This is a genomic window from Pseudomonas sp. (assembly GCF_050739655.1).
In the GTDB taxonomy this organism is placed as follows: Bacteria; Pseudomonadota; Gammaproteobacteria; order Pseudomonadales; family Pseudomonadaceae; genus Aquipseudomonas.
Genome location: NZ_JBOIBY010000523.1, coordinates 35,754 through 62,633, shown reverse-complemented (window position 1 = coordinate 62,633; position 26,880 = coordinate 35,754). Strand labels below are relative to the sequence as shown.

The window sequence follows — 26,880 nt, the reverse complement described above, 5'->3', positions numbered from 1 at the left end:
CATTGCTGGTTTTCGAAATCCGGAACCGTGAATGGTTCGAATCCCATATCGATGCGCGCGAGCCTTCTTTTTACTCGTCGCAGGGGGTCGCCGATCATATCGAAAGCTATTTGTCCGGTTTTGCCGTTGGCGCCTGGCACCCGTTTGTCATCGAGGATTCCGGCCAGAGAATCGTCGGTCGAGCCAATCTGAAAAGCATCGACCTGGCGACGGGTTCTGCAGAAGTGGGCTATCGGATCGCTCAACGCGCGTGCGGGCAGGGGGTGGCAACACTGGCGCTGAGGCATCTGATCCAGGAGGCAAAGATGCGCTGGGGGCTTAGGCAACTGGTTGCCTTTGCCTACAAGGAAAATGTGGGCTCAAGAAAAGTCCTTGATCGATGCGGTTTCAAGCTTGAGCAACCCTCCTGTCACGACAACGCGGGGCACGAAGAGCGATTCGTCCTGTTGATCTAGATAGGATCCCCGTGCGATTCCGAGCGTCAGCAGCAGGGCGGCGACACCCCGCTCACTCCTGCTGCGCCTGATCTTCTTCCACCTCTTTCCAGCTGTCATCCGGGTCAAAGCGCTTCATCGCTTTCGCCAGTTTTTCACCACCGGCTCCCAGGTCTTTCTCGAACACCTGGCCGTCATGGCTGATCATGAAACTCATCACTCCGGTGTCGTTGTATTTCGTCGGCCAGGCGATCAGTGCAAAGCCCCGGCTCATCTTGTCACCAATGAGGTAACTGTAGGCGCCACCCGGTGCCGAAGGTCCCTGGCCATCAAGAATGCGGAAGCGGTAGCCATGCCAGTCTTCGTCGGCAATAGCTTTGCCGAACGAAGGCCCCAGCGGGCTGATCTGGTCGCTATTGTCTTCCGCCCAATAGAGTCCGTCGTGCTTGCCGGGGGTGCTGAAGATTTTCTGCGCATACTCGAGGGCGCCATCTCCGTCTCGATCGACTGACGCATAGTCCATCTGGGCGTCGTGGTAGGCCAGCACCGACTGCACCGCGGCGAGTTCATTGCGGCCGATTTGACGTGCACGGATCTCGGCGCTACCGGCCTTCATGTCAAAGCGCCAACCGTCCGCGGCTTTTGTCATAGGGATAGGTAGTGTCCAGTTCTTGCTGCCGACCGCCAGGACTGCCTTGCGGTCGTTGGTGTTTTCAATGTGATGTTGCTCGCGGTATTGCTGCAAAAACGCATCCACATCTTCGCGCTGCACGCCTTCGCGCGGGATGTAACTGTGCCAGTCACTGCCCAGCAGCTCGGTCAGGCGTGCCTGGTCGGAGTGTTCCGTACCCAGTGCTTCTACGAACGCTTCAGCGGCTTTTTCTGGTGTTGGAAAGGCCTGCTGCGCCGTCGCCATGCACGACCACGCCAAGCCGACAGCTATCGCAAGGACATGGGGGAGCAAGCCCGTGAGTCCCTTCACTCGAGGATGGTTTTTCAACGGCGGCCCCCCCTTTGACGCGCTGGTGGACTGGATGGCCGACTGATCTGGTGACCGGCCGATCGCGAGGCATTGGGGCGCTGGGCGGATGCCTGACTCGCCCGGCCACGATTGGCCTGGAGGTTGGCCTGGGACGGTGAGCGCGCGCCGGCGAACGCATTGTTGCGGGCGCCGCCGGCACTGGCGGCCGGCCGTTTGTTGGTTCCTTGACGCGCCTGCGCGGCGCCCTCTTTGCGCTGATTCAACTGAGCTGTCTGGTTCCTGGGTTGCTGATCGGCCTGACGGGTCACGTTCCTGGGCTGCTGATTGTCCCGAGTGTTTCTGGCAGCACCCTGGCCTCTGTCAGCCGCCTTCGGTCTGTCTGCACCGGCCTGCAAGCGATTGCCGCCCGAGGTTCCGGACTGGAGTTTGCGCGCTTGATCACGGGCCTGGAGGTTGCTGGTGGCAGGTCGTTCGATACCGTGCCTGTCCATTGAGTTGCGGGCATTTTCACGCGCCTGGGCGCGCTGGGGATTGTCCCCTCGATAGGCTTCACGCTGACTGGCACCGTTCAATTGGCGGCCGTACTGTTCGCGACTCCTGCCGTCTCGATAGGGCACGCCATTGCGGTGCACCGGGTTGTGCTGCCATTTGTTCTGGTTGTTGGTGATGCGGTTGTTGGCATTGATGTTGTTATAGCGGTTGACGTCGATGTCGACGTCGTTATTGCCCCAGTCACATTCACCCCACAATGCCCCGACGATGGCCACGCCGGTACCAAACGCCAGCCCGGCCATCAAGGCCTGACCGGGGTAATAGGCGGGCGGCGGTGGATAGTACACGGGCGGCGACGCCGGGTAGGCCCAGGTGCCGTAGGTGGTTGTCGGGTTATAGGTGGGGACGTACACCACCTGCGGGTCGGAGGGCTGGATGATGATGGTGGAGCTGCTGGCCGGTGCCGCTTCCGGAGCAGGGGCTGGAGCCGCTGCCTGGGTTGTGGTCGTGGCTGCCGGGGCCGGCGCCGCGACATTCTGGATCGTCACGTTCTGATATTGGTTGCTCTGCAGGTTGCCGGCGGCCTGGGCCTGATGACGCAAGCGTTGTACGCCGTTCATGACATCGTCGGGTTGCGCCAGGAAGGCATCACCCAGGCGTTGTACCCAGACGGGATCCTGCCCCAGCGTTGCCAGAACCTGCGGGAAGGCGACCAGCGCCTGCACGCTCGGATCCCAGGGTTGGCTCGCCACCTGTTTGACCGCATCGTCGCCCTTGGCCTCGGGGTGCGCTTTGGACCAGCTTACCGCCTCACCGACTTCCCCGGGGTACGTGGTGGCCATCAGTACCTGTGCCAGCAGGGGGTCGGGGTAAAGCGCAATGGGCGCCAGCATTTGATCCAGCTGTTCCTGGGTAAACACGGGATCCTTGGCCGCCGCTGTGACGGGCGCCGCAGTGGCCGCGTTTGCCGGTGCCGGTGCCGGTGCGGCCGCATCCGCACCCAGTGCCAGGCAGGAATATCCGCTCAAAAACAGTACGGCCGACAACGCGAAAAGCAATGGAATGTGCATTGCACCCCCCATGTGGTCAGGCAGGCTTGAAATGAGTGGATCATCCCTGGCAGGTGCAGCCGGCTTTGCAAGCCACAGAGCTCGGCCTCGGCACCGCTTCCTAATGGTAGCAGCTCATTTCAAGGACCCCGGTTGGCTTTAAAACGGCGTGACCTTGATCCCGATCAATGTGCGCTGGCATCGCTTTCATGTTCTTCGGCGAATGCCATGAATACCTTCAGGTCCAGCACATCCAGCTTGATCTGGGCGATGAACGCCGAGAACGCCAGGTTGGCGGCCAGGATCCGCAGATCAGACGCCCAGGCCGGAAGATAGACCGGCCCCTTGAGCCAGCCGGAGTCGAAAAGCGGCGCCAGACGCAGGGTGTCCGCCAGGCTGAGGCGCCCTGCAAACAAATGCCCGATCAGTTCCGGCCGGTTATCGCGGATTGCAATGCGCAGCAGGGTGTGGACGCCGAGCAGCCCGGTCAGGTAAGCGGCGTCCTTGGTAAACGCCGAACCGCCACGCAGATCGACGCCGCGAAACACCCGTTGGGTTGAGCGGAAGGATTCCTCTTGTGTCTGCCCGGCTGCCAGAAAACCTTCGAACACCTGGATGAAATCGGCGCCCTCCAGCGCCTGCTGGACGGCAAGTACGCGCAGGGCCAGGCGACGCAGGCGGTTGATGTCCATGCTGCCGGTGAACAGTTCGGCCAGGGTGGCAATGCCTTCCTGGGTCTGGGTCGTGCGGGGCGCTCCCAGGCCCAGGCTTATGAGATTGGGCTGCCGCGCGCCGTTTTGCGCCGTGGCGATATGCACGAAGGCTTCGTGTTGCAACAGCTGATTCTTGTCCAGCTCCGAGAACAGCGCGCTGGCCCGCAGGCGAATGCGGCTCGATCCGGCGATGGCCTTGGCGGCCAGGTTCGGATCGAGTACGACCGTGATCTGTCCGGCGCCGAAGAATCGGTCCAGTTCCGGTTGAAGCCAGGCGGCGAACGCCTTGGCCGGGATCTCGGCCGGGCTCGGTGGAATCCGCGCACCGCCCAGCAGGGCGTCGGTGGTCTTGAGGAAGAAATTGGCGGCGTCGAGCATGCTCAGTTGCAAGCGCGTGTAATAGAAATCCGGGCGCCGATACAGCGCTGACGAATAGTGGGTAAACGCCGGGGTACCAATGGCCCCCAGCATGTGTCCGGCCGTGGCATAGCTACGGGCGGTCATGGCGAGGAAATTCCCGGCCGGATGCCCCACATCGCAGCGGCTGATAAAGGTTTCCAGGGCGGCGATGTCGGCGCTGTGGTCGCGGGGCTGCAACTCGACCCTGGGCAGTTCGGCACGCCCGCCGCGCCATTTCGCCAGGAAATCTTCCTCGACCCCATCCGGCCAGGACAGGGCATCCAGCACGCGGATCTTGCGGGTCAGACCGGGCAGGGCGGCATCGAGCTCGGACAGGGCGGCGGCGCTCATGGATATCTCCTTGAGGGACGAAGTGGCGTTACAAAAGCTTAGCCGTCGCGCATGGCTTCGTGTTGAACTGGCTACGTGTTGAGCTGGCGGGCCGCGCGAGCAAAGTCGATGAATGCCTTGAGCGCTGCGGGCACATGGCGGCGACTCGGGTAATACAGGTGCAGGCCCGGATAGTAGGGGCACCAGTCGGCCAGCACCTGGATCAGGCGGGCATCGGCCAGATACCCTCCGACCATGTCCTCGAACACATAGGCCAAACCCACACCTTGCAATGCCGGTCCGATCATCAGGCTGACATCGCCGAGCGTGAGCGGGCCGCTGACTTCGATTTCCTGGGTGATCGCGCCGCGTTCGAATTCCCATCGGTACATCGCGCCGCTGGGGAAGCGATGGCGGATGCACGGCAGGTTATGCAAGTCCTCGGGTTTTCGTGGTGCGACATGCCGTTCGAAGAATGCCGGTGAGCCCACAACCACCGAGCGCATATTCGGCCCGATGGGCAGTGAAACCATGTCGGCTTCCAGGCGATTGCCAAAGCGTACCCCCGCGTCAAAACCGCCGGCGACCACGTCCACCAGGGCGTCGCTCTCGACGATCTCCAGGCGGATATCCGGGTACGCCTGCAAGAACTGGCTGACAATCGGCAGCAACACCAACTCACACGCCTGTCGACCGGCGGTGATGCGCAGGTTGCCTGAGGGCTTGTCGCGAAAGTTGTTGAGGTCTTCCAGTGCATCATCGATGTCACGAAAGGCCGGTTTCAGCCGGGCGTAAAGTCGTTCCCCCGCGTCAGTCAAGGCCACGCTGCGGGTGGTGCGGTTGAACAGCCGTACGCCCAGGCGATTCTCCAGGGCCCGCAATGAGTGACTAAGGGCCGAGGGCGTGAGGCCGAGTTCCACTGCCGCCCGACTGAAGTTCAGGTGCCGGGCGATGCACAGGAAAATCGACAGGTCGGCGGTGGAGGGGGATTTCATTTGTGAGCGCCTTTCACTAAGCTATGTAAATTTGCTGGGATTATCGCATCAGTAACACGAGCTTAAAGTCGCATCAACTCATCGAGAAGGCCCGGCAATGTCGCACGGGTCGCTGACAGGAGGAGTTGAAATGCGTACCTGGTTCATTACTGGCGCTTCCCGTGGTTTTGGCACCCTCATCGCAGAACACGCCCTGCGTGCCGGCGACGCCGTTATCGCCACTGCCCGCAATCCACAAGACATCACTGACCGTCTGGGTGACCAGCCGAACCTGCTCGCCGTGCGGCTGGACGTTACTCGCGAGGAAGAAGCCCATCTGGCTGTCGCAGAAGGCATCAAGCGCTTCGGGCGCATTGACGTGCTGATCAACAACGCCGGTTTCGGTGTGCTGGGCGCGGTGGAAGAAACCAGTGCCAGCGAAACCGAACGCCTGTTCGCCACCAACGTGTTCGGCGTACTCAACGTCACCCGCGCCGTGCTGCCGCACATGCGTCGCCAGCGTAGCGGTCATGTCATCAACATCTCGTCGATCGGCGGCTATCAGGCCTACATGGGCTGGGGGGTCTACGGTTCCACCAAGTTTGCGGTGGAGGGCATTACCGAAGCGCTGCATCAGGAACTGGCGCCCTTGGGCATCCATGCGACAGTTGTCGAGCCCGGGTTCTTCCGCACCGACTTCCTGGACGAGCAGTCGCTGATCAAGACCGCCCTGGAACTGCCGGACTACGAGGAAACCGTCGGCAAGATGCGCCAGTTTGCCGAAGGCGCCAACCATGCGCAGCCTGGCGATCCGGTGAAGTTTGCCGAAGCGATGCTTGCGCTGGTCAACGCCCCGGAGCCACCACAACGCCTGGCGCTGGGCAGCGACACCGTGGCACGAATCGAGGCGAAGAACCGCTTTGTGCAGGCGGAACTGACCGAATGGAAAGCGCTGGCGCTGTCCACCGACTTCAAGGCCTGATGTAGCGGTTTAACGGTAGATTCAACAGATTTCGCAAAAACCGGGCGGGTCCCGGTTCTTGCGTTTGGAAGACGGTGGTCATGCGGCCGGTTAACCCGGCCTCAGAGCAGGCTCCACGACACCCCGACGTACATCGCCATGCCTTCTCCGGGCGTGGATCGTGCCGCGTCCAGCCCTTTGTCGTCGTAGCCCGGCGTGACAGTGGCGGCATAGTGCTTGTCGGTCAGGTTGCGCAGGTCCAGCCAGGTCTGCCAGTCGCCCTTGGGCGCGTTGTAGCCCAGCGTCGCGCCGAATATTGCGTAGGGATCGGCGTAGTAGCTGTTGGCGTAATCGACGGCCACTCTGGACACCCATTGCGTGTTGAATGCGGCGAAAAAGCCTTGTGGCCAGTCGTAGCGCAGTTCGCCCTGGTAATAGTGCATCGGCAGGCCAGGCAGGCGGTTGTCGCCGAAGCGGTCATCGTCGCGATAGTGGAAGTCACTGAAGGTATAGCTCTGGCGCAGGCTCTATTGGCCGCCATCATCCGGCGACCAAAGCGGGCTCAGCAGGCTGGCTTCCACACCCTGGTGCACGGTGGGGCTGGCGTTGAGCTCGTAGGGCGTGGTGGCGTTGGCATCCGGCAACACCGAAAGCAATTCATGTCGCACCTGGGCGTAGTACCAGGCCAGGCTCCACTGCCCCAGAGTGCTGTCACCACGGCCACCGATTTCCAGGGTGGTGGCGGTCTGGTTTTGCAGCTTGACCGGATCGCGCTGGGCACCGGTGGCAACGCCGCTGCCGGCGGGGAATCGAATGTTGGAGCTATAGATCAGCGACCACGGGTGTGGCGCCTCGACCGAACGACTGAGATTGCCGAACAGTTGCAGGTCAGGCGTCAATTGGTAGCGCAGGCCCACGCGCGGGGCGTAGTCCCAGTCGTGCAGGCTGGTCTTGCCACCACTTTGCGGGTAGGTGACATCGCTTTCACGGCGGGTGTAGAGGGCGGCGAGGCCGGTGGTCAGCCACAGGTCGTCGGCGATCTCCAGGTCATTGCCCACATGCAGGACGTTGTCCGAACCCTGGTAGGTGAAGTTGCGAATCAACGTGCCCGGCGCATAGCCGGCGGTGTTGCCGGTGGGGATGCGCACGAACTCGCTGGCGCCGGCATTGGGTAGGTGCCTGGTTGTTCGCAGGCCCACTGTGCTGACGCTTTCCAGGCCCCAGAGCGTGTCGCGACGCTTGTAGTCGAACGTGCCGCTCACATCCGTGTACGCCACCTTCAGGCGGTTGGGACCTTCGCGCAAATCCATCGGGTAGTCGTGGTAGACGAGGCCGGTCTGGATGCTCGAATCGTCATCGATGTAGAAGGTGGTCTTGTTGCCGATGAAGGTGCTGCCCGGCTGTTCACGGCGATCGTCCCGCGCCACGTAGGCCGGGTTGGCCGCCCGTGGGTCGTGCTCGATGGAGTGCTTGGTCACCCGCCCGGCGAGGTCGTTGTCGGTCTGGCGGTAGCGCAGATAAAAGCGTGTTTCCAGGTTCGGGTTGAAGCGGTAACCGAAGTTGGCGACGACACCCTGGCTGTCGCTGGCGGTGTGATCCTGATAGCCATCGGCGTTGGCGCCGGTCATGGACACGTAATAGTCCAGATTCCCCAACACTTGCCCGGAGCTGACCTGGCGTTGCTGATAACCGTGGCTGCCCATGGCGTATCGCACCTGCAACAGCGGTGAGTCGTAGCCGGTGTGGCTGACGTAATCGATGGCGCCGCCCAGGGCCAATGCGCCACGGTCGAAACCGTTGGCACCGCGCAGCACTTCGACGTGATCGAGCCACAGCGGCTCCAGCAGTTCATAGGGCGTGCCGCCAGGGCCGGTCAGCGGCAGACCGTCGAGCATGGTGTAAATCCCGGACGCATGGGCACCCGGTGCACGGTTGATGCCCGAGCCGCGGATCGAGATCTTCACCCCTTCGTTGCCCGCCGACTGGGCATAGACCCCAGGCTGATAAGCCAGCACATCCTGATTGCTCGCCACGCGGCCCTGCAACGGGCGGCGCATGTCGACCACGTTGGTGCCGCCAGGCACCTGGTCAAGCCGGGCCTTGGCGTCTTCGATGGTCTGGTCTTCGTCGCTCTGGTCCTCAGCGCCGATCAGCACTTGTCCCAACTCCAGACCCTGGGCTTGGGTCATGGCCGGGCAGACAAGGGCCAGCCCCAGCAGCGCGGCGGGCAGGGATTTGGGCGAGGGCATGGGGACATCTCCAGACAGACAGGAACGGGCAGTGATCACTGCGACGCAAGAATGAACGAAGGGAGCACATGGGAATTTTGCTTTTTGACGAGAGATGCACGTGCTGCCTGTCGCTCTGTAGGAGCAGCCGGTCGACGCTCGATTGCTCCGGGCGGCGTTCCGACGAAAAACGTTAACGATGACGCGATCACCCTGAAAGGTCGCGGCGCCTAGAGGTTTTTCGCGAGCAAGCTCGCTCCTACAGGGGAAAAGCCGGATAATGGCCGCCATTCGCTTAAGCTCGCTATTCTGGTACCCCCGCATGGAAATCAAGGTCAACTTTCTCGACAACCTTCGACTTGAAGCCAAGTTCGACGACTTCACCGTGATCGCCGATCAGCCTATTCGCTACAAGGGCGATGGCTCGGCCCCGGGTCCGTTCGATTACTTCCTGGCTTCTTCGGCGTTGTGTGCCGCCTACTTCGTGAAGTTGTACTGCGAGACCCGCAACATCCCCACCGACAATATTCGCCTGTCGCAGAACAACATTGTCGATCCGGAAAACCGTTACAACCAGATCTTCAAGATCCAGGTTGAGCTGCCGGCCGATATCTCCGACAAGGACCGCCAAGGCATTCTGCGTTCCATCGACCGTTGCACGGTCAAGAAGGTCGTGCAGGCCGGGCCTGAATTCGTGATCGAGGAAGTGGAAAACCTCGACGCCGATGCCCAGGCGTTGCTGATGCCTGCTGCCAATTCAGATGCGACTTCCGAGGGTGGCACCTACATCGTCGGCAAGGACCTGCCGCTGGAGCAGACTATTGCCAACATGTCGGGCATTTTGGCCGACCTGGGCATGAAGATCGAAATCGCCTCCTGGCGCAATATCGTGCCTAACGTGTGGTCGTTGCATATCCGCGACGCGCACTCGCCGATGTGCTTCACCAATGGCAAGGGCTCGACCAAGGAAAGCGCGCTGGCGTCGGCGCTGGGCGAGTTTATCGAGCGGCTGAACTGCAACTTCTTCTACAACGACCAGTTCTGGGGCGAAGACATCGCCAACGCGCCGTTCGTGCATTACCCGGACGAGCGCTGGTTCCAGCCTGGGCGCAAAGACGAACTGCCGAAGGAAATCCTCGACGCGTATTGCCTGAAAATCTACAACCGCGACGGCGAGCTGCGCGGCTCGCACCTGTTCGATACCAACTCGGGCAATGAAGAGCGCGGCATCGTTTCGCTGCCGTTCGTGCGTCAGTCCGACGGCGAGGTGGTGTATTTCCCGTCCAACCTGATCGAGAACCTGTACCTGAGCAACGGCATGAGCGCTGGTAATACGCTGGCCGAAGCCCAGGTTCAGTGCCTGTCCGAGATTTTCGAGCGTGCGGTGAAGCGCGAAATCATCGAGGGTGAGTTCGCACTGCCGGACGTACCGGCTGAAGTGCTGGCCAAATACCCGGGAATTCTGGCGGGCATTCAGGGCCTGGAAGCCCAGGGCTTCCCGGTACTGGTGAAGGATGCGTCGCTGGGCGGCGAGTTCCCGGTGATGTGCGTGACCTTGATGAACCCGCGCACTGGCGGTGTATTCGCTTCGTTCGGCGCGCACCCCAGCTTCGAAGTGGCGCTGGAGCGCAGCCTGACCGAATTGCTGCAAGGCCGCAGTTTCGAAGGCTTGAACGATCTGCCGCTGCCGACTTTCGAAGGCCACGCGGTGACCGAGCCGAACAACTTCGTCGAGCACTTCATCGACTCCAGCGGCGTGGTGTCGTGGCGCTTCTTCAGTTCCAAGTCCGATTACGAATTTGTGGAGTGGGATTTCTCGGGCCACGGCGAAAACTCCAATACCGACGAAGCCGCGACCCTGTTCGGCATTCTCGAAAACATGGGCAAGGAATCGTACATGGCGGTGTACGAGCACATCGGCGCCACGGCCTGCCGCATCCTGGTACCGGACTATTCGGAAATCTACCCGATAGACGACCTGATCTGGGATAACACCAACAAGGCCTTGTTCTTCCGCGCCGATATCCTGAACCTGCATCGCCTGGACGAAGCCGAGCTCAAAGACCTGGTTGAGCGCCTGGTGGAAAGTGAGCTGGATGACTACACCGACATCACCACTTTGATCGGCATCGAGTTCGACGACAATACCGCTTGGGGTCAGCTGACGATCCTGGAATTGAAGCTGCTGATTTATCTCGCCTTGCAGCAATTCGAAGAGGCGAAAGAGGCGGTGGAAGCCTTCCTGCAGTACAACGACAACACGGTCGAGCGCGGGTTGTTCTACCAGGCCGTGAACGCGGTGCTGGAGATGGAACTGGACGAAGACCTGGAACTGGCCGACTACGAGGTCAACTTCCGTCGCATGTTCGGCAACGAGCGGATGGACGCAGCGATCGGCTCGGTGAACAGCAGTGTGCGCTTCTTCGGCTTGACGCCGACGAGCATGAAACTGGAAGGGCTCGACAGGCATCTGCGCCTGATCGACAGCTACAAGAAACTGCACACGGCACGGGCCAATGTGACGGCCTCAACCCGTTAACAACGATGGACGTATGATCGTTCCCACGCTCCGCGTGGGAATGCATCCTGTGACGCTCTGCGTCACGCTCCAGAGGGGACGCGGAGCGTCCCGGGCGGCATTCCCACGCAGAGCGTGGGAACGATCAACATTGGCCAATCATCCACGCAACTTCGCCGGACTGACGCCAAGGCGTTGCTTGAAGACGGTCGCCATGTGCGCCTGAGAGTTGAAACCGCAGAGGAGGGCGATTTGCGCCAGGCTGGCGGGTGAATCGCGCATCAGGGCTCGGGCCTTGGCCAGGCGCCGATCGATCAGGTAGCTATGGGGGCTTTTGCCGGTCGCTTCCTTGAACGCGCGCATGAAATAGCCTTCGGACAACCCCAGCAACTGCGCCATCGCCGGCACGCCCAACGGGCCGTCGAGCCCCGCGTCAATGAACTCATCGAGCAAGCGCATCCGGCTGCCGGTGATCGAACCACCGGACGGAGCCGACAGCGCTTCGTTAGCCTGCGCCCGTTCAGCCAATGCCAGCGCCCAGGCCTCCCAATCATCGTCAACCGAGGCTCGCAACAGCGCGCTGCGCATCCGCAGTGCGAGCGCCGTAGCCGGCTGATCGATGCGGTTGTTGAATGCACGATCCCCTATCAACGCGATTCCGTCAGTGCGTATCACCCGCAAGTATTCACCGCCTTTGGGGGATTCGGACAACACGTCACACCCGGCCGGAACGAATGCCAGGCCGTTGGGCACGGCATCGAAGGGCAGCACTCGGTCGCTGCCGATAGCGTGCAGGCCGCGCTGGCTGTCGAAGGCAAAACCGATTGCCGATTGGGACGCTACATATCGAGTCGCGTAGGCAGCGCCGGGAAGCAACTCGATTGCCCACGGCCCGGCCTCGACTCGGCGGATCGGTTCAGACAGCGACGGTGGTTGCGCACGGTTTCGATGGCTCATGGGCCCCATAGTAGTGAAGAGGGTGGGCAAAAGTCAGGTCAGTTTTTTGAAAGCCTGCACACGGCACCCTTGATTAGACTGGGAAAAACCTCAGGAAACTCCCCATGCACAAGCTGACTCGCAACGATATCGAACAGGCTGCCCGCCAGGTGTACCAGGTCATGCCGGCCACTGCCCAATACGCTTGGCCCTTGCTGGCCGAGCGGCTCGGTTGCACGGTGTGGGTCAAGCACGAAAACCACACACCGACAGGGGCGTTCAAGGTGCGCGGCGGCATTACCTTCATGCACTGGCTCAAACACACGCACCCGCAAGCGAAGGGCATTGTCACCGCGACCCGGGGCAACCATGGCCAGAGCCTGGCGCTGGCGGCCAGCGCATTGGGGCTCCGGGCGTTGATCGTCGTGCCGGTCGGTAATTCGGTTGAAAAGAACAACGCCATGCGCGGCTTCGGCGGCGAAGTGGTCGAGTATGGCCGCGACTTCGACGAAGCCCGCGAAGAAGCCGCGCGCCTGGCGCAAACCCATGGCCTCTTTCTGGTTCCGCCGTTCCACACCGAGCTGGTCAAAGGCGTCGCCACCTATGCGCTGGAGCTGTTCACGGCTGCACCGGACCTGGACACCGTCTACGTGCCGATCGGTTGTGGATCGGGGATTTGCGGGGTCATCGCCGCCCGCGATGCGCTGGACTTGAAAACCCAAGTGGTGGGTGTGGTTTCCACTGAAGCGGCGGCGGCAAAGTTATCGTTTGAGTCGGGCGCCATCCGCGAAACCGCCTCGGCCAATACCTTCGCCGACGGCCTGGCAGTACGCAGGCCCATTCCCGAAGCCTTCGCCATCTACGCCGCCGGCGCGGCGCGGATCGTGGCGGTCAGCGAGGCGCAGATCGCCGAGGCCATGCGCGTGTATTACACCGACACCCATAACCTCGCAGAAGGGGCCGGCGCCGCAGCCCTGGCGGCGCTCATGCTGGAGCGTGAAACGATGCAGGGGAAAAAGGTGGGTCTGATACTGTCCGGCGCCAATGTCGACAGGTCGGTGTATGGGAAAGTGATTGGGTGATTGAAAGGTCGCAATGATGAAAACACGGGCATGTGTATCGCTCTGTATCCGAACACGCTGTACGGAGACTGGCTTACAAATGCCCCGCAATGCGGATACATCCGGGATACACGGTTGCAGTCAAATAGCCCTGCCTTAGCGAGAAAGCAAACGCGCCTCGCACCACGGCTTATCGCCCTTGTGGCAATGACCCTAGCGGCCTGGCCGCACACTGTATCCGGAGTAATAACCATGTCCCGTATGTCGAATAAATCCCGCATTGGCCTGATCGCAGTTGCACTGGCCGGCAGCATGAACCTGGCTTCCACCGCTTTCGCTGCAGACGCGCTGCCTCAGGGCTACCGACTGGCCGCCGCGGAAAAGACCAGCGAAGGCAAGTGCGGCGAAGGCAAGTGTGGTGCCGATGGCGCCAGTGCCAAAGTGACCAAGGCCGGTGAAGGCAAATGCGGTGAGGGCAAGTGCGGCGACGCTTCGTTCGCACGTACCGACGCTGATCACGACGGCCGTGTCTCGCTGAAAGAATTGCTGACCGTAGCCCCAAAGGGCGCTGAAGAATTCAAGGCGATGGACACCAACAACGACGGCTTCCTCTCCGAAGGCGAGGTCTACAAATTCCGCACCAACCAGTTCACCTCCAACGGCAAGAAAGTGCCCACCGAGCTGTTCACCAAGATGAGCAAAGCCCAGGGCTGATGGTTGGGTGAAGTGGTAAAAAAACCTCCCCGGTATCAAAGCCGGGGAGGTTTTTTTATGGCGGGTGAAATGTCTGTCTATTCGAAGGCGCTACGGTAGGCGAAAAGACCCGGCAAACCACCCGTCATCACAAACAGCAGATTGCTTGCTGGCGGGTAGTCTCCACGGCGCACGGCGGCCAGCAGTCCGGCGAAGGCCTTGCCGCCGTAGACGGGATCGGTGAGCAAGCCTTCGTGGGAGGCCAGCAGGCGCACGGCCTCAAGCATGGCTGCGGTCGGTGCACCGTAGGCTTCGCCACGTTGGCTGCCATCCACGTTGATCAGGTGTTCGTCCAGCGTTATGGAAGCATCGAGCAGGTGCAAGGTCTGCCGGGATTTTTCCAGGGTTGTGGCCAGCGCCTGTTCTTCACTGGCCAATACCGAGTACCCGAGAATGTGCGTTGCCGAGCGGGCGAGCGTGACACCAGCCAGCAAGCCGGAGTGGGTTCCGGCACTGCCGTTGGGCACGATGATCTTGTCGAACTGCAGACCCAGTGCATCAGCCTGATGCAGGATTTCAGCCGCGCAGGCGGCGTAACCCAGACTGCCCCGGGGGCTGGAACCGCCCAAGGGCATGAGGAAGGGTTTTTTACCCTGAGCCTTGAGTCTGCCTAGCAACTCGTTCGCGTAGACATCCGGCGCCACACCTCGCGGTAAACGGTGAACCTTCGCACCAAAAAGATCGTCCAGCAGCACGTTACCGTTGTGGCAAAAGTCGTTATCGGAGCGCACGGCGGACGGGGTCAGAATCAGCTCGCAAGCCAGGCCATGGCGTGCGGCGACCGCAGCGGTCAATCGCGCATGATTGGATTGGAAACCACCCCAGGTCACCAGCGTGTCGGCGTTCTCGGCCAGGGCTTCACCCAGCAGAAATTCCAGTTTGCGCAGTTTGTTGCCGCCGCCACCAAGGCCGGTCAGGTCATCGCGTTTGACGTAGAGGTTGCAGCCGTTCAATTCGGGAAGCTGGCTCAGGCGGGACAGCTTCTGGATCGGTGTCGGGCCTTCGAGCAATGCCACCCGTGGGTAGGCAGCCAGCGCGGCATCAAGATGACTCAAGTCGTGGGGCATGAAGGTTTGCTCGTGAAGTGAAAGAACGCAGTGGGTTAAAACGCCACCATTCACTCTAGAAAGCGAGGGCCGGGAGATATACCGCTGACCAGGAATTACTGTTGATACGCGGTGTAATTAACCCACGGTGGTCAGGGGGCGGTCACAGAATCTGCGATCAACCGAAAAACAGTGTGGGAGCTAGCCTGCTAGCGATAGGGGCTTCACATTCAAAGAAGATGTCGAATGTGCCGCCGTCATCGCTAGCAGGCTAGCTCCCACAGTAGACCTGCTGAGATCGCAGAATCCATGTACGTCTCTAAGCTGTAGGAACCTTGCACTACAATTTTCACAATCTTCATAGGAAACCCAACATGGACCAATTCACCGGCGGCTGCCTTTGCGGCAACGTTAGGCTTGTGGCGTCGGGACTCCCCTACAGGGTGGGTCTTTGTCACTGCCTCGACTGCCGCAAACATCATGGGGCGCTTTTTCACGCGTCCGCGATATTTCCTCAGGATGCGGTCACGATCGAGGGCAAAACCCGGGACTACGCCGGACGGTTTTTTTGCCCGCGCTGTGGCTCGTCTGTTTTTGCCCGCACTGGCGACGAAGTCGAAGTGAACCTGGGTTCCCTCGATGCCCCGGACCAACTGACGCCCACCTACGAAAGCTGGATCATCCGTCGCGAGTCCTGGCTGCCGGCGTTTCCACTCGCACGGCGATACGAGCGTGACCGCGACACCAATGGGCGGTTCGAATAGGCGCTAAGTGAAAAGCAGCAGCCTCGAACGAGGCTGCTGCACTGCGGCTAGTTCGGCACCGGAATCGTGATGCCTTCTTTTTGCAGGTCCTCGCGTACTGACTGGAATTTCTGATACTTGGACAGCTCGACAGGGCCGTCGTAGCCCATGCTTTGCAATTTGCGTGGAGGGTATTTGGCGTAGGTTTTCATCAGGTTATTGATGGCGATGCTGATGGGCACCATGGTCCAGGTGTGCTCGGTGTAATTGTTCATGAACACGTCGTAGCGCTCCTGCGGGTCCTGCAGCAAGTCGAACACTTGCGGCACGATCGCTACGTATTTGGACTCACCTTTCCAGCCCAGGTTCGAGTCCACGGCCAGGCCACCGGTCTGTGCGCCATTGTCGCCGCGCAGGTTGAATACAGCTTTGTAGTTCCCTACGCGGGCGGCACCCGGGGTCAATTCGTTTTCGGTGAAATAGAACCATTCCTTGCGTGGATCGGGGCCGGTGCCAAGCAGCACGGGGGTCATGTCATAGCTGTCGAAAATGATGGGCTGACCTTCACGGTCTTTTTCCGGCAGTTTCACGCCGGCAACCGAGGCGAAAGTCGCCATCAGATCAAGGCCGCCAATGATGTCGTGGTTTTTGGCGTTCGCCTTGATTTTGTCCGGCCAGACCATGATCGCCGGCACCCGGTTGCCGCCCTCGCGCACGGTGCCCTTGGTGCCGCGAAATGGGGTGTAACCGGCATCCGGGTAAACGTCCTGCCAGGCGCCATTGTCGGTGGTGTAGACCACCAGCGTGTTCTTATCCAGGCCCAGCGCCTTGAGTTTGTCCATGATGTGGCCGATCCGTGTATCCAGCTCGACCACCGAGTCGGCGTACTTGGACTTGGAGATCGACTTGTGAACGAACTCCGGTGCCGGCAAGTTCGGTTGGTGCACTTTCATGAAGTTCACGTTGATGAAAAACGGCTTGTCGGATTTGGCGGCCGTATCGAGGAATTCCAGTGCTGCTTTCTCGACATAACCGTCAAAGAAGGGGATCCCGACCACGCCAGGTTTGCCATCGACGACCGGCGTATCAACATACTGGCCGTTGATCTTGAAGTCCTCGACGGCCTTTTCCCCGGCCTTACCCGAGAGAGAGCCCTTGGTCACCTTGGTAAACATCTCCCGGGTTTCCGGGTCCATGTCGGGGAACCATTTCGGGTCGGCGTAGGTGTAGGCATTGAGGTGATAGAGGCCGACGTACTTCATCACGTCATAGCCCTGGGCATTGGGCAGCGCATAGTCGGCTTCACCCAAGTGCCACTTGCCGGTGAAATAAGTCTCGTAGCCACCGGTCTTGAGCACTGAAGCGAGTGTCCATTCCGCGGCAGGCAGGCCGCCACCTTGCCCCTGAAAAGCGACGGTGGTCATGCCACTGCGGTTGGGGATCCGCCCGGTTTGCATGGCCGCCCGGCCGGGTGTGCAACTGGGTTGGGCGTAGAAGGAGTAAAAGGTGGTGCCTTCAGCGGCCAGTTCATCGATGCTGGGGGTGGGCATGCCACGCCCGACACCACCGCCGTAGGGCCCGAGGTCACCGTAACCGGTGTCATCGGAGACGATGAAAAGAATGTTGGTTTTTTCCGTTTGTGCAGCCTGTGTAATGCCATTTAGTGCCATGAACAAAGTGCATGCAACGCAGAACCTGGATCGATGCGAGAGCCTTTTCATATTGGCAATCCTTTCGGGTTAGATCCTTGCGCTGACAACTTGAATGTAATCAACGACCGGATCTCAGTGAGTAACCCCCCAAACCATGCTCATGAATAGTTTGAGGGGACAACTAACCCGAAAACGAAACTCCCATTCACTACTCTAAGCGCCCGCGAAAGCTTAGTTCGCCAATTCATGTTGCGTGGTTACACGCTATAAATTTGAGTGTCGTTCGTCGCTTTATCACGCCCAAGTTCTGCAATAAGCTCTAGACCCCTTTGGTCGACGGCAACAATATCGTCAGGATCCCGAGCAACGGCAGGTACGAACACAGCGTGTACACGTATTCGATGCCATGGATGTCCGCCAGGTGTCCGAGCAGTGCTGCACCGATACCGCCAAAGCCGAACATCAGGCCGAAGAACACGCCAGCGATCATGCCGACGTTGCCGGGTACCAGTTCCTGGGCGAAGACCACGATGGCAGAGAATGCCGAGGCGAGGATGAAGCCGATGATCATGCTCAGCACGCCGGTCCAGAACAGGTCCACATAGGGCAATGCCAGGGTGAAGGGTGCCGCACCGAGGATCGAAAACCAGATCACCCGCTTGCGCCCGATCCGGTCGCCGATTGGCCCGCCGAAGAAGGTGCCGGCAGCGACGGCGCCGAGAAACAGGAACAGGTACAGCTGCGAACTGGCCACCGACAGGTCGAACTTCTCGATCAGGTAAAAGGTGAAGTAACTGGTGAAACTGGCCATGTAGAAGTACTTGGAGAACACCAGCATCGCCAGCACCACCAGGGCGAAGGTCACCCGACCTTTCGACAAACCGTGGGTCGCCTTGCTGCCTGCCTTGAGCTTGAACAGGTTCAGGTGATTGCGATACCAGCGGCTCAAGCCGTATTGCACCAGGATGGCAAATACCGCAAACAGGCCGAACCAGGCGACGTTGCCCTGACCGTAAGGAATGACGATGGCCGCCGCCAGCAACGGACCGAACGCGCTGCCGGCGTTACCGCCGACCTGAAACGTCGACTGCGCCAGGCCGTAGCGACCCCCGGAAGCCAGGCGAGCGACGCGGGAGGTCTCGGGGTGAAAGGTCGATGAGCCAATGCCCACCAGCGCCGAGGCCACGAGAATCGCCGGGAAGCTGGCGACCATGGACAACATCAGGATGCCGATCAGCGTGCAGACCATGCCGGCCGGTAGCAGCCACGGTTTGGGGTGGCGATCGGTGTAGTAACCGATCCCCGGTTGCAGCAGCGAAGCGGTGAGCTGGAAGGTCAGCGTGATCAGGCCGACCTGGGTGAAGCTCAGGCCATAAGTGGCCTTGAGCATCGGATAGATCGACGGCAAGACCGCCTGGATGAGGTCATTGATCAAGTGCGCCAGGGCACAGGCGCCGATGACGCGCATCACCAAAGGGCTGGCTTGACTGGCCACCGATGCGGTGGCCGTGGGTGAGGCGGTGGTACTGATGGACATGGGAGATCTTCCGGACAAAAACGCACGGCGGGGCGCCAGGTGCCAGGCACAAAAGCGCTACCCATTTCGGGGTTCAGCGCTATCCTAGGTTTCACCGGTTTGCCTGTCTCGCGCAATTCGGGAGTCCACTGTCGCAAAAAGGGCATCATCATCAAACCGCTGGAAGAATTTCTCAGAGAGATTGACCAACGCCCCTGCAAGGTCAGCAGTAGCGCCACCGATTACCCGGAAAACTGGGTGATCGAACCGCACTCCCATGAAGCTCATCAGTTGATTTATGCCATCGAGGGCGTGATGGTCGTGCACTCGGGGCTCAGCCAATGGACCGTTCCGCCCAGTCGTGGGATCTGGATGCCCAGTGGGCACATCCACTCCATTCGCTGCGTGGGGCCGTTGAAAATGCGCAGCGTATTCGTGCGCCCCGAACCTTTCCCGGACCTGCCGAATGAGCCTCGGGCGGTGAGCATTTCCCCGTTGTTGAGCGAATTGATCAAGGTCTCGGTGGAGATAAAGCCCCCGTACGCGGCGGACTCGCGCGAGGGCAGGGTCATGCACCTGATCCTCGATGAACTGACGATCTTGCCCACCTTGCCCCTGCATCTGCCGCAACCCACCGATCCTCGCATAAAGGTGGTCTGTTCGGCTTTGCAACGCGATCCTGGCGATGACTCGACCCTGGCGCACTGGAGCGTTCGGCTGGACCTCGATGAAAAAACCATCCAGCGGCTATTTCGCAAGGAAACCGGGATGACGTTCGGCCAATGGCGTCAACAAGCCCGATTGCTGCTGGCCCTGGAACGAATCGCCGTTGGCGAGAAGATCATCGATATCGCCGGAGAGCTGGGGTACGACAGCCCCAGTGCCTTCACGACCATGTTCAAGAAACAGTTCGGCAAGACACCGAGTCATTTTTTCAAGTGATTCGTCCATTTCCATCGACTCAACTCAACCACGCGGCTCGGCCACCAACAGCAGCGATTGGGGCACGGGGCTTTGTGGGTGCTGTGGCTCTTGCAGGCTGGAGAGTGCAAAGCCAGCCATGTCCAACGCAGTGAGCCAAGTGGACAGTGTTCGGAAATACCACGGCATGGGTTGCCACTGCCCTGTGAACCCGCTGAAAGTCTCTAGCCGCCAACCCTCCTGATAGTCGCCGCCGGCAACGCTCCACGGATGCAGTGTCTGGATCACCAGTGCACCGCCGGGGGCGAGCAGGGCGTTCATGGCGGCCAGCAGTGGGATGATGTCCTGATGCAGCAAGGCGAAGTTGGCGCAGATCAGGTCGTAGTCGCGACCGATGTCCACAGCTCCGTCCACCAACGCTTCATAGCTCGCCAGATGCACCGGTGAAGAACCTGCGGCACGCGCCGCTTCGACCAGGGTCGCGTCGCCATCTACACCCGTCGCCGTGATGCCTCGCTCCGTCAGCTTGCGCAACAGCCAGCCCTCGCCGCAACCCAGGTCGAGCACGCGTTCGGGTTGGCGGCCCAACACCGCCAGCAGGATGGCCTGATCGGTTACCTCGCGGCGGCTTTCGATGCTGCCGGTGCGGATGGCTTCGATCCAGGCGTGGGCATTGTGGTGCCAGCTTTCGAGAAGGTCGGATTCGGGCGCGGGCATTTCGCTGTCCGGCGTTGTGGGTTTACTGGAAGGATAGGGCAGATGCTGGTGGGAGGGCGGACACTTTCGCAGAAGCAAAATTTGCGTCTGCGAAAGTGTTTTGTGCGGTGTCAGGTCCCCCGCTTACTTGTTCAATGCCGCTTCAGCCGCCGCGATTTCAGCCTGACGCTTGAGAATCACATCGCCCACTGGCGGCCCCTGGAAGCGTCGGGCTTCAAAGCCGAACCAGACGATGGCGGTCAACACCAGGAAGCCGATGGTGATGTACAGCGCCCAGTCGTTGGGTGGCTGGATACCGATGACGAAAATGATCACCATCGACAGCACCGACAGCAGGGAGAACACGGTGTACCAGAAGCGCCCAATGTTCCACGGCCCCATGGTCGGCCACTTCGAAGTCCCGTAGGCAAACAGGCCCAGCACGATGGGAATGATGAAGGAGAAGAACAGGAAGATCACCGTGCAGGAAACCACGATGGTGTAGACCGGTGTCGCCCCGACTGAGATCACCGAGGAGCCCCAGTCGAACAGCACTGCCAAGGTGGCGCCGGTCCAGATCGCCGCCACCGGGCTGCGGAAGGTCGGCGACACCGACGACAGCGCTTTGGAGCACGGCAGGCCGCCATCCCGGGAGAAGGCAAAGATCATCCGCGACACCGAGGTCACGGTGGCCAGTCCGCACAGCACTTGCGAGATGAAAATCGCCACGTACAGCGCATCCTTGAGCAGCGGATTGACCTGGGCGCTCATGGCCCAGAAGAACACGTTCCAGCCCTGTTTGGCGGCGTCGTCCATGTTCGGCAGCATCAGCACGAAGGCGCTGAGCATCAGCCAGCCGAACAGCAGCGACCAGACCACCGACATGACCATGCCCTTGGGCACGGACACCGCCGCGTTGCGGGTTTCTTCGGAGGTGTGCGCCGAGGCGTCGTAGCCGGTGATGGTGTAGATCGGCAGCAGCAGGCCGAGCATGAAGATCCAGGCATTGGACGCCTCTGGCCAGACGCCGCCCCCGGCCGCGCCGGAATAGTTGCCGAAGGTCACCAGCCGCGAGAACTCGAAACTGGGTGCCGAGATCAGGCAGACGACAGTCAGCGCCAGGGCCGTGGCGAAAATCAGGTAACCCGAAAAGTCGGTGAGCTTGGCGGTCAGCCCGATGCCCAGGTGATTACACAAGGCCTGCAGCCCGGTCAGGATCGCCAGGAATATCACCCGGGTCGTAGTGGTGTCCTCCATGCCCAATGTCGGGCCGAAGGCGCCGAAGAAGAAGTAATAGGTGCCGACGTTGATCGCGCCGAGCACGGTGACCAACCCCAGCAAGTTGAACCAGGCGGTGAGCCAGCCGGTGAAACGGTTGCCGAGGATCGAGCCCCAGTGATACAGGCCACCAGCGGTAGGGTAGGCGGAGGAAATCTGCGCCATGGCCAGGGCGAACACCCCGGAAATCAGGCAACCGATCGGCCAGCCGATGCCAATCGCCGCACCGCCCGCACCCGAGGTGCCCTGGGCGAGTGAGTTGATGCCGCCGGAGAGGATGCAGATGATCGAAAAGGAAATCGCAAAGTTGGAGAAAACGCCCATTCGTCGAGAGAGCTGCTGGGCATAGCCCATGCTGTGCAGCACCTTGACGTCATCGTCATGGGGTGTGCCGCTGTCGGGCTGGCTTGCTGGGTTCATGTTGGTGTGCCCCTTCTCAGGTTATGGAACAGGCCGAACTGAGCCGCCGTAGGCTCGACCCTGGTTTTCTGTGGGAGCGAGCCTGCTCACGATGGACTCAAGGGCGACGCGTTTATTCAACAAGCACGCGTTATCGTTAACGTCCATCGCGAGCAAGCTCGCTCCTACAGACGGCCGTGGAAAGCCGCATCGAAAATTTCCGCCACACCGGCGCGGGTCAATGGCAACGGGTTGCCGCTGGCGGAGGGGTCGACGATGGCCATGTCGGCGATCAGGTCGGCTTGCTTGTCATCCACGCCCAACTCGAACAACGTGTGCGGCACGCCGATGTCCTTGCGCAGTTTGAGGACGAAAGCCAGGAAGCTGTCGAAACCGGGGGAGGGCAGTCGCAAATACGCGGCCAGGCGTGTGATGCGTTCCTCAATGGCTGGACGATTGAATTTCAATACATAGGGCATCAGGGTCGCATTGGTCATGCCGTGGTGGGTGTCGTACAGCGCGCCAATCGGGTGGGCCAGGGCATGCATGCCACCCAGGCCTTTCTGGAACGCGGTGGCGCCCATCGCCGCCGCTGCGAGCATTTGCCCCCGTGCGTCGAGGTCCGAAGGCGTGTGCACCGCCCGCACCAACGCATTGGCTACCAGATGCATGCCCTCGACCGCGATGCCATCGGCCATGGGATGAAAGCCAGGGGCGCAGTAGGCCTCCAGGCAGTGTGATAACGCATCCATGCCGGTACCGGCCGTGACTTTGGCGGGCATGCCGACGGTCAGTGCCGGGTCGCTGATGACCACGCGCGGCATCATTTTCGGGTGGAAGATGATGCGTTTGGTGTGGGTGCGATCGTCGATGATGACCGCTGCACGACCCACTTCAGACCCCGTGCCCGCGGTGGTCGGTACCGCGATGACCGGGGCGATGCGGCTGGCATCGGCACGGGTCCAGTAGTCACCGATGTCCTCGAAATCCCAGACCGGGCGGGACTGGCCACTCATGAAGGCAATCAGCTTGCCCATGTCCAGGCCGCTGCCACCGCCAAAGGCGACCACGCCGTCGTGGTTCCCGGCACGCCAGGCGTCGAGCCCGCCTGCCAGGTTGGATTCGACCGGGTTGGGCTTGAGGTCGCAAAACAGCGCCGCGCCCAGCCCGGCATCACGTAACAAGTCCAACGCTGCCCTGGTGATCGGTGCTCGCCCGAGGCCGCTGTCGGTGACCAGCAGCGGTCGCTCGATACCCTGGCTGCGACAGACTTCGGCCAGTTCGGCGATGCGACCGACACCGAAACGAATGCTGGTGGGATAGTTCCAGTTTCCAGTCAGGCTCATGGCTCAGATCTCGTGGCGCAAATGGAAGGATTTGGCGCGGGTGAGGTGTTCATAACCCAGGCGCGATAGCGTGACCCCGCGCCCACTGTTCTTCACGCCGGTCCAGGCCAGGGCTGGGTCCAGGTAATCACAGCGATTCATGAACACCGTGCCGGTTTCGATTTCGTTGCCCAGGCGTTCGGCGGCGGCAAGGTCCTGGGTCCAGATCGACGCGCTGAGCCCGAACTCGCTGTCGTTCATCAAGGCGATGGCTTCTTCGTCGCTGGCCACCGGCATGATGCCGACCACCGGGCCAAAGCTCTCATCGCGCATGACCGACATCTGATGGGTGACATCGACCAGCACCTGCGGCGCGAGGTAGGCGCCGCCCGGCACATCGGCGGGAAAGGCCTGCGGATCGATCAGCGCCTTCGCGCCCTGAGCCAGTGCTTCGGCGATCTGGCCGCGTACGAAGAATGCGGCGCCCGGCGTGACCAGAGGCCCGAGCGTGGTGGCTTCGTCCAACGGATTGCCCAGCACGTACTGGCGGGTCAATTGCGCGAAACGTTCGACAAATGCCGGGTAGATCTTTTGATCGACGTAAATCCGCTCCACGGCGCAGCAGCTTTGTCCGGAATTGAAGAAGCTGCCGTCCACCAGATTCTCCACGGCATGTTTAAGGTTGGCGTCCGCCCGGACGTAGGCGGGGTCCTTGCCGCCGAGCTCCAGGCCCATGCCGAGAAAGCGCCCGTTGGCGGCGCTTTCCATGGCCTTGCCGGCCTCCACTGATCCTGTGAAATTAACCTGCTGTACGCGGCCAGAAGCGATGATCGCGCTTGTCTGGTCATGGTTGAGCAGCAGGTTCTGGAACAGTCCTTCGGGTAGTTGGGCACGGCGCATGGCCTGGGCAAAACGTTCGCCCACCAGCAACGTTTGTGAGGCGTGCTTGAGGATCACGCTGTTGCCCGCCATCAGCGCCGGGATGATGGTGTTCACCGCCGTCAGGTAGGGGTAATTCCACGGTGCGACCACCAGCACCGTGCCCAGCGGTTCACGGTTGATGTGCCGTCGAAAACCGGCCACCGGCGTGGGCTCGACTGCTGCCAGGGCTTGAGGCGCAATGGCGATCATGTGCCGGGCACGCTCTTCGAAGCCGCGCAGCTCGCCGGCGCAGTAGCGCACCGGTCGGCCCATCTGCCAGGCCAGTTCCGGCACGATGTCGTCCTTCATGGCCAGCATCGCGTCCACCGCAGCGCTGCAAAAGGCTGCGCGTTCGCTCAGTGGGCGGCGTTTCCATTGCGTCTGGGCGGTGGCGGCCGCCGTCAGCGCCTGCTCGATCTGTTCGGCAACGGCGCACTGACGCTCGGCATAAACCCGGCCATCGACCGGCGAGATAAGTTGAATCGTTGCAGTCATGATGTTCTCGACCCTGGTGTGTTCAATAGCGCTCGAAGCCGCGCTGCAGTTCCCAGTCGGTGACTCGCCGGTCGTACTCTTTCTGTTCCCAATCGGCGGTGTGCACGTAGTGGTCGATCACCTCATCGCCGAAAGCCTCGCGCAACATGGCCGAGCCTTTCAGCGCGGCACTGGCGTCGCGCAGGGTCTTGGAGACTTCGGGCAAATGCTCGTCGACATAGGCATCGCCCTCGTAGGGCGGGTCGAGGCTGAGTTTTTCGTCAATGCCGGCAAGCCCCGCGGCGATCAGCGCGGCGAAGGCCAGGTAGGGGTTGAGGTCGGCGCCGCCGATACGGCATTCGATGCGTATGGACTTGCTCTCTTCGGCGCACAGGCGGAAACCGGCGGTGCGATTGTCGCGGCTCCAGACGGCGCGGGTCGGGGCGAAGGTGCCCGCCTGAAAACGCTTGTAGGAGTTGATGTAGGGGGCAAGAAAACAGGTGATGTCGTTGGCGTACTTGAGCTGCCCGGCCACCCAGGAACGCATCAGTTTCGACATGCCGAACTCGGCCTTGGCGTCGAAGAACAGCGGCTTCTTGGCGTTCTTGTCCCACAGCGAATTGTGGATGTGGCTGCTGGAACCGGCGGCGTCATAGCGCCACTTGGCCATGAACGTGATCGCCTTGCCTTGCAGCTGCGCGATCTCCTTGCAGGCGTGCTTGATGATGACGTGATGGTCGGCCATGGTCATGGCATCGGCGTAACGGATGTTGATCTCTTCCTGGCCCGGCCCCCATTCACCCTTGGAGTTCTCCACGGGAATGCCGCAGGCCTGCAGATGCTTGCGAATCGCCCGCAGCACCGGTTCCTCGCGGGTGGTCTGCAGGATGTTGTAATCCTCGATGTAGTGCCCGGCAGTCTTGGGTTTGTAGTAGTTACGCTTGTGGATGGACTCGTAGCTCTCGTCGAACAGGTAGAACTCCAGTTCCGAGGCGAACATGCCGGTGTAGCCGCGTTCACGCAGGCGCTCGACCTGTTTTTTCAGGATTGCCCGTGGGCTGTGGGGCAGGTCCTGGCGATGGTGATGGTCCAGCACATCGCACAGCACCAGCGCCGTGCACTCAAGCCAGGTCACCTTGCGCAAGGTGCGCATGTCGGGCTTGAGCACAAAGTCACCGTAGCCTTTGCTCCAACTGGCGGCGGCGTAACCGGGTACCGGCTCCATGTCGATGTCATCGGCCAGCAGGTAGTTGCAGCAGTGGGTTTCTTCATGGCCGCTGTCGATGAAAAACTCGACCTGGAATCGCTTGCCAACCAACCGTCCCTGCATGTCGACCATGCACACCAGCACGGTATCGATTTCGCCGGAAGCGGCAGCACGCTTGAGTTCGTCAAAACTGAGTAGAGGCTCGGTCATCACGGCTTTCCTGCGCAAATTGTTGGGTCTTGTCCGAAATAGCTGTTGCAGACGCTCTTCAGATAATTCCAACAACTGCCGCCGTGAGCATCGTGGGCAATAAGCTGAACATAGCTTAGCCTACTGTCGCTTTTCGCAAGTTTTCGTGGGTGTTTAATGGTAGCCCTGAAGGTTTTTGGCAACGATCGAGTACATATCCGTTGCTGCGGTAACGGCTGCTATTGGTTCCGCTTTTACAGCGGGTTACTTGGAAGAGCGCCAAGTAACCAAGCGCTTTTATCCCCTGACGTACGGTGCCTCGCCTAGGCTCGGCATTCCCTCGCTCCGGTGTCCATCCGGGGGCATCGCCTCCGGTTTGCTGCGCTGCACCTCCTCTCGATGTGCGCGGCTTCGCCGCACGGCGCTACGCGCCTGCCCCCCGGATGAACACCTCCACGGGCGCATCCCCCTGTAGGAGCTGCCGCAGGCTGCGATCTTTTGATCTTGCCTTTTTCCAAATCAAAAGATCGCAGCCTCGTTCCACTCGACAGCTCCTACAGAATGCATGCGTTCATTGGCGACCAGGCCGTGAAAGGGCCTTTTGGCAAACAGCGGATATGACCAACTACAGGTCGGATTCGCGCAAAAAACCGGACTTTGCATCTGTTCGAATGATCTTCAGC

At 60.9% G+C, this 26,880-nt stretch carries 20 protein-coding genes and 1 pseudogene; 7 read left to right on the top strand and 14 right to left on the bottom strand.

Annotation, left to right across the window (positions count from 1 at the left end; genetic code table 11):
* The first annotated feature begins 2 nt into the window (after window positions 1–2).
* Window positions 3–455: a GNAT family N-acetyltransferase gene (locus tag ACRESJ_RS24920; protein ID WP_431760280.1), complete on the top strand. Its 453-nt coding sequence runs from the start codon at window positions 3–5 to the stop codon at window positions 453–455.
* Window positions 456–507: 52 nt separating this feature from the next.
* Here ACRESJ_RS24920 and ACRESJ_RS24915 read toward each other — a convergent pair whose 3' ends face one another.
* From ACRESJ_RS24915 to ACRESJ_RS24900, 4 genes are all read right to left on the bottom strand, one after another.
* Window positions 508–1,350: a DUF2950 domain-containing protein gene (locus ACRESJ_RS24915; RefSeq protein WP_431760279.1), complete on the bottom strand. Its 843-nt coding sequence runs from the start codon at window positions 1,348–1,350 to the stop codon at window positions 508–510.
* Between the two features lie 80 nt (window positions 1,351–1,430).
* Window positions 1,431–2,978, bottom strand: coding sequence for a DUF3300 domain-containing protein (locus ACRESJ_RS24910; RefSeq protein WP_431760278.1), 1,548 nt, complete (start codon window positions 2,976–2,978; stop codon window positions 1,431–1,433).
* Between the two features lie 164 nt (window positions 2,979–3,142).
* Window positions 3,143–4,420, bottom strand: a complete 1,278-nt coding sequence (locus ACRESJ_RS24905) for a flavohemoglobin expression-modulating QEGLA motif protein (RefSeq protein WP_431760277.1) — start codon at window positions 4,418–4,420, stop codon at window positions 3,143–3,145.
* Between the two features lie 71 nt (window positions 4,421–4,491).
* Window positions 4,492–5,394 carry a LysR family transcriptional regulator gene (locus ACRESJ_RS24900; protein ID WP_431760276.1) on the bottom strand — a complete coding sequence of 301 codons (903 nt, stop codon included), beginning with the start codon at window positions 5,392–5,394 and terminating at the stop codon, window positions 4,492–4,494.
* 130 nt (window positions 5,395–5,524) lie between these two features.
* Between ACRESJ_RS24900 and ACRESJ_RS24895 the strand changes: the two genes are divergently transcribed.
* Entirely contained in the window at window positions 5,525–6,355 is an 831-nt protein-coding gene (locus tag ACRESJ_RS24895; RefSeq protein ID WP_431760275.1) for an oxidoreductase, read from the top strand.
* Window positions 6,356–6,456: 101 nt separating this feature from the next.
* Here ACRESJ_RS24895 and ACRESJ_RS24890 read toward each other — a convergent pair.
* Window positions 6,457–8,583 (bottom strand): annotated as a pseudogene (locus tag ACRESJ_RS24890) (TonB-dependent receptor family protein).
* 301 nt (window positions 8,584–8,884) lie between these two features.
* On the opposite strand from ACRESJ_RS24890, the gene ACRESJ_RS24885 reads away from it, so the two are divergent.
* On the top strand, window positions 8,885–11,101 hold the full coding sequence (locus ACRESJ_RS24885; protein WP_431760274.1) for an OsmC domain/YcaO domain-containing protein: 2,217 nt from the start codon (window positions 8,885–8,887) through the stop codon (window positions 11,099–11,101).
* A 138-nt stretch (window positions 11,102–11,239) separates the two neighbouring features.
* Here the strand turns inward: ACRESJ_RS24885 and ACRESJ_RS24880 are convergent, their stop codons facing one another.
* Window positions 11,240–12,037, bottom strand: coding sequence for a helix-turn-helix transcriptional regulator (locus tag ACRESJ_RS24880; RefSeq protein WP_431760273.1), 798 nt, complete (start codon window positions 12,035–12,037; stop codon window positions 11,240–11,242).
* A 104-nt stretch (window positions 12,038–12,141) separates the two neighbouring features.
* Between ACRESJ_RS24880 and ACRESJ_RS24875 the strand changes: the two genes are divergently transcribed.
* A complete protein-coding gene (locus ACRESJ_RS24875; protein ID WP_431760272.1) occupies window positions 12,142–13,098 on the top strand; it encodes a threonine dehydratase in 957 nt (318 codons plus the stop codon).
* 231 nt (window positions 13,099–13,329) lie between these two features.
* The gene (locus ACRESJ_RS24870; protein ID WP_431760271.1) at window positions 13,330–13,791 is read left to right on the top strand and encodes an HvfA family oxazolone/thioamide-modified RiPP metallophore; all 462 of its coding nucleotides are present in this window, start codon (window positions 13,330–13,332) and stop codon (window positions 13,789–13,791) included.
* Between the two features lie 77 nt (window positions 13,792–13,868).
* On the opposite strand, the gene ACRESJ_RS24865 is transcribed toward ACRESJ_RS24870, so the two are convergent.
* Window positions 13,869–14,897, bottom strand: a complete 1,029-nt coding sequence (locus ACRESJ_RS24865) for a D-cysteine desulfhydrase family protein (RefSeq protein WP_431760270.1) — start codon at window positions 14,895–14,897, stop codon at window positions 13,869–13,871.
* Between the two features lie 353 nt (window positions 14,898–15,250).
* On the opposite strand from ACRESJ_RS24865, the gene ACRESJ_RS24860 reads away from it, so the two are divergent.
* A complete protein-coding gene (locus tag ACRESJ_RS24860; protein ID WP_431760269.1) occupies window positions 15,251–15,640 on the top strand; it encodes a GFA family protein in 390 nt (129 codons plus the stop codon).
* 47 nt (window positions 15,641–15,687) lie between these two features.
* Here ACRESJ_RS24860 and ACRESJ_RS24855 read toward each other — a convergent pair whose 3' ends face one another.
* Together ACRESJ_RS24855 and ACRESJ_RS24850 are read right to left on the bottom strand one after the other, a co-directional pair.
* On the bottom strand, window positions 15,688–17,340 hold the full coding sequence (locus ACRESJ_RS24855) for an arylsulfatase (RefSeq protein WP_431760268.1): 1,653 nt from the start codon (window positions 17,338–17,340) through the stop codon (window positions 15,688–15,690).
* 250 nt (window positions 17,341–17,590) lie between these two features.
* Complete coding sequence (locus ACRESJ_RS24850; protein ID WP_431760267.1) at window positions 17,591–18,808, bottom strand: MFS transporter; 1,218 nt, start codon at window positions 18,806–18,808, stop codon at window positions 17,591–17,593.
* A 99-nt stretch (window positions 18,809–18,907) separates the two neighbouring features.
* On the opposite strand from ACRESJ_RS24850, the gene ACRESJ_RS24845 reads away from it, so the two are divergent.
* A complete protein-coding gene (locus ACRESJ_RS24845) occupies window positions 18,908–19,729 on the top strand; it encodes an AraC family transcriptional regulator (protein WP_431760282.1) in 822 nt (273 codons plus the stop codon).
* 24 nt (window positions 19,730–19,753) lie between these two features.
* On the opposite strand, the gene ACRESJ_RS24840 is transcribed toward ACRESJ_RS24845, so the two are convergent.
* The 5 genes from ACRESJ_RS24840 to ACRESJ_RS24820 form a co-directional block, all read right to left on the bottom strand.
* Window positions 19,754–20,425, bottom strand: a complete 672-nt coding sequence (locus tag ACRESJ_RS24840; protein WP_431760266.1) for a class I SAM-dependent methyltransferase — start codon at window positions 20,423–20,425, stop codon at window positions 19,754–19,756.
* A 123-nt stretch (window positions 20,426–20,548) separates the two neighbouring features.
* Complete coding sequence (locus ACRESJ_RS24835; RefSeq protein WP_431760265.1) at window positions 20,549–22,102, bottom strand: amino acid permease; 1,554 nt, start codon at window positions 22,100–22,102, stop codon at window positions 20,549–20,551.
* Window positions 22,103–22,266: 164 nt separating this feature from the next.
* The gene (locus ACRESJ_RS24830) at window positions 22,267–23,427 is read right to left on the bottom strand and encodes an iron-containing alcohol dehydrogenase (protein ID WP_431760264.1); all 1,161 of its coding nucleotides are present in this window, start codon (window positions 23,425–23,427) and stop codon (window positions 22,267–22,269) included.
* Between the two features lie 3 nt (window positions 23,428–23,430).
* On the bottom strand, window positions 23,431–24,822 hold the full coding sequence (locus ACRESJ_RS24825; RefSeq protein WP_431760263.1) for an aldehyde dehydrogenase family protein: 1,392 nt from the start codon (window positions 24,820–24,822) through the stop codon (window positions 23,431–23,433).
* 22 nt (window positions 24,823–24,844) lie between these two features.
* Window positions 24,845–26,218: a glutamine synthetase family protein gene (locus ACRESJ_RS24820; RefSeq protein ID WP_431760262.1), complete on the bottom strand. Its 1,374-nt coding sequence runs from the start codon at window positions 26,216–26,218 to the stop codon at window positions 24,845–24,847.
* Between the last annotated feature and the right edge of the window lie 662 nt (window positions 26,219–26,880).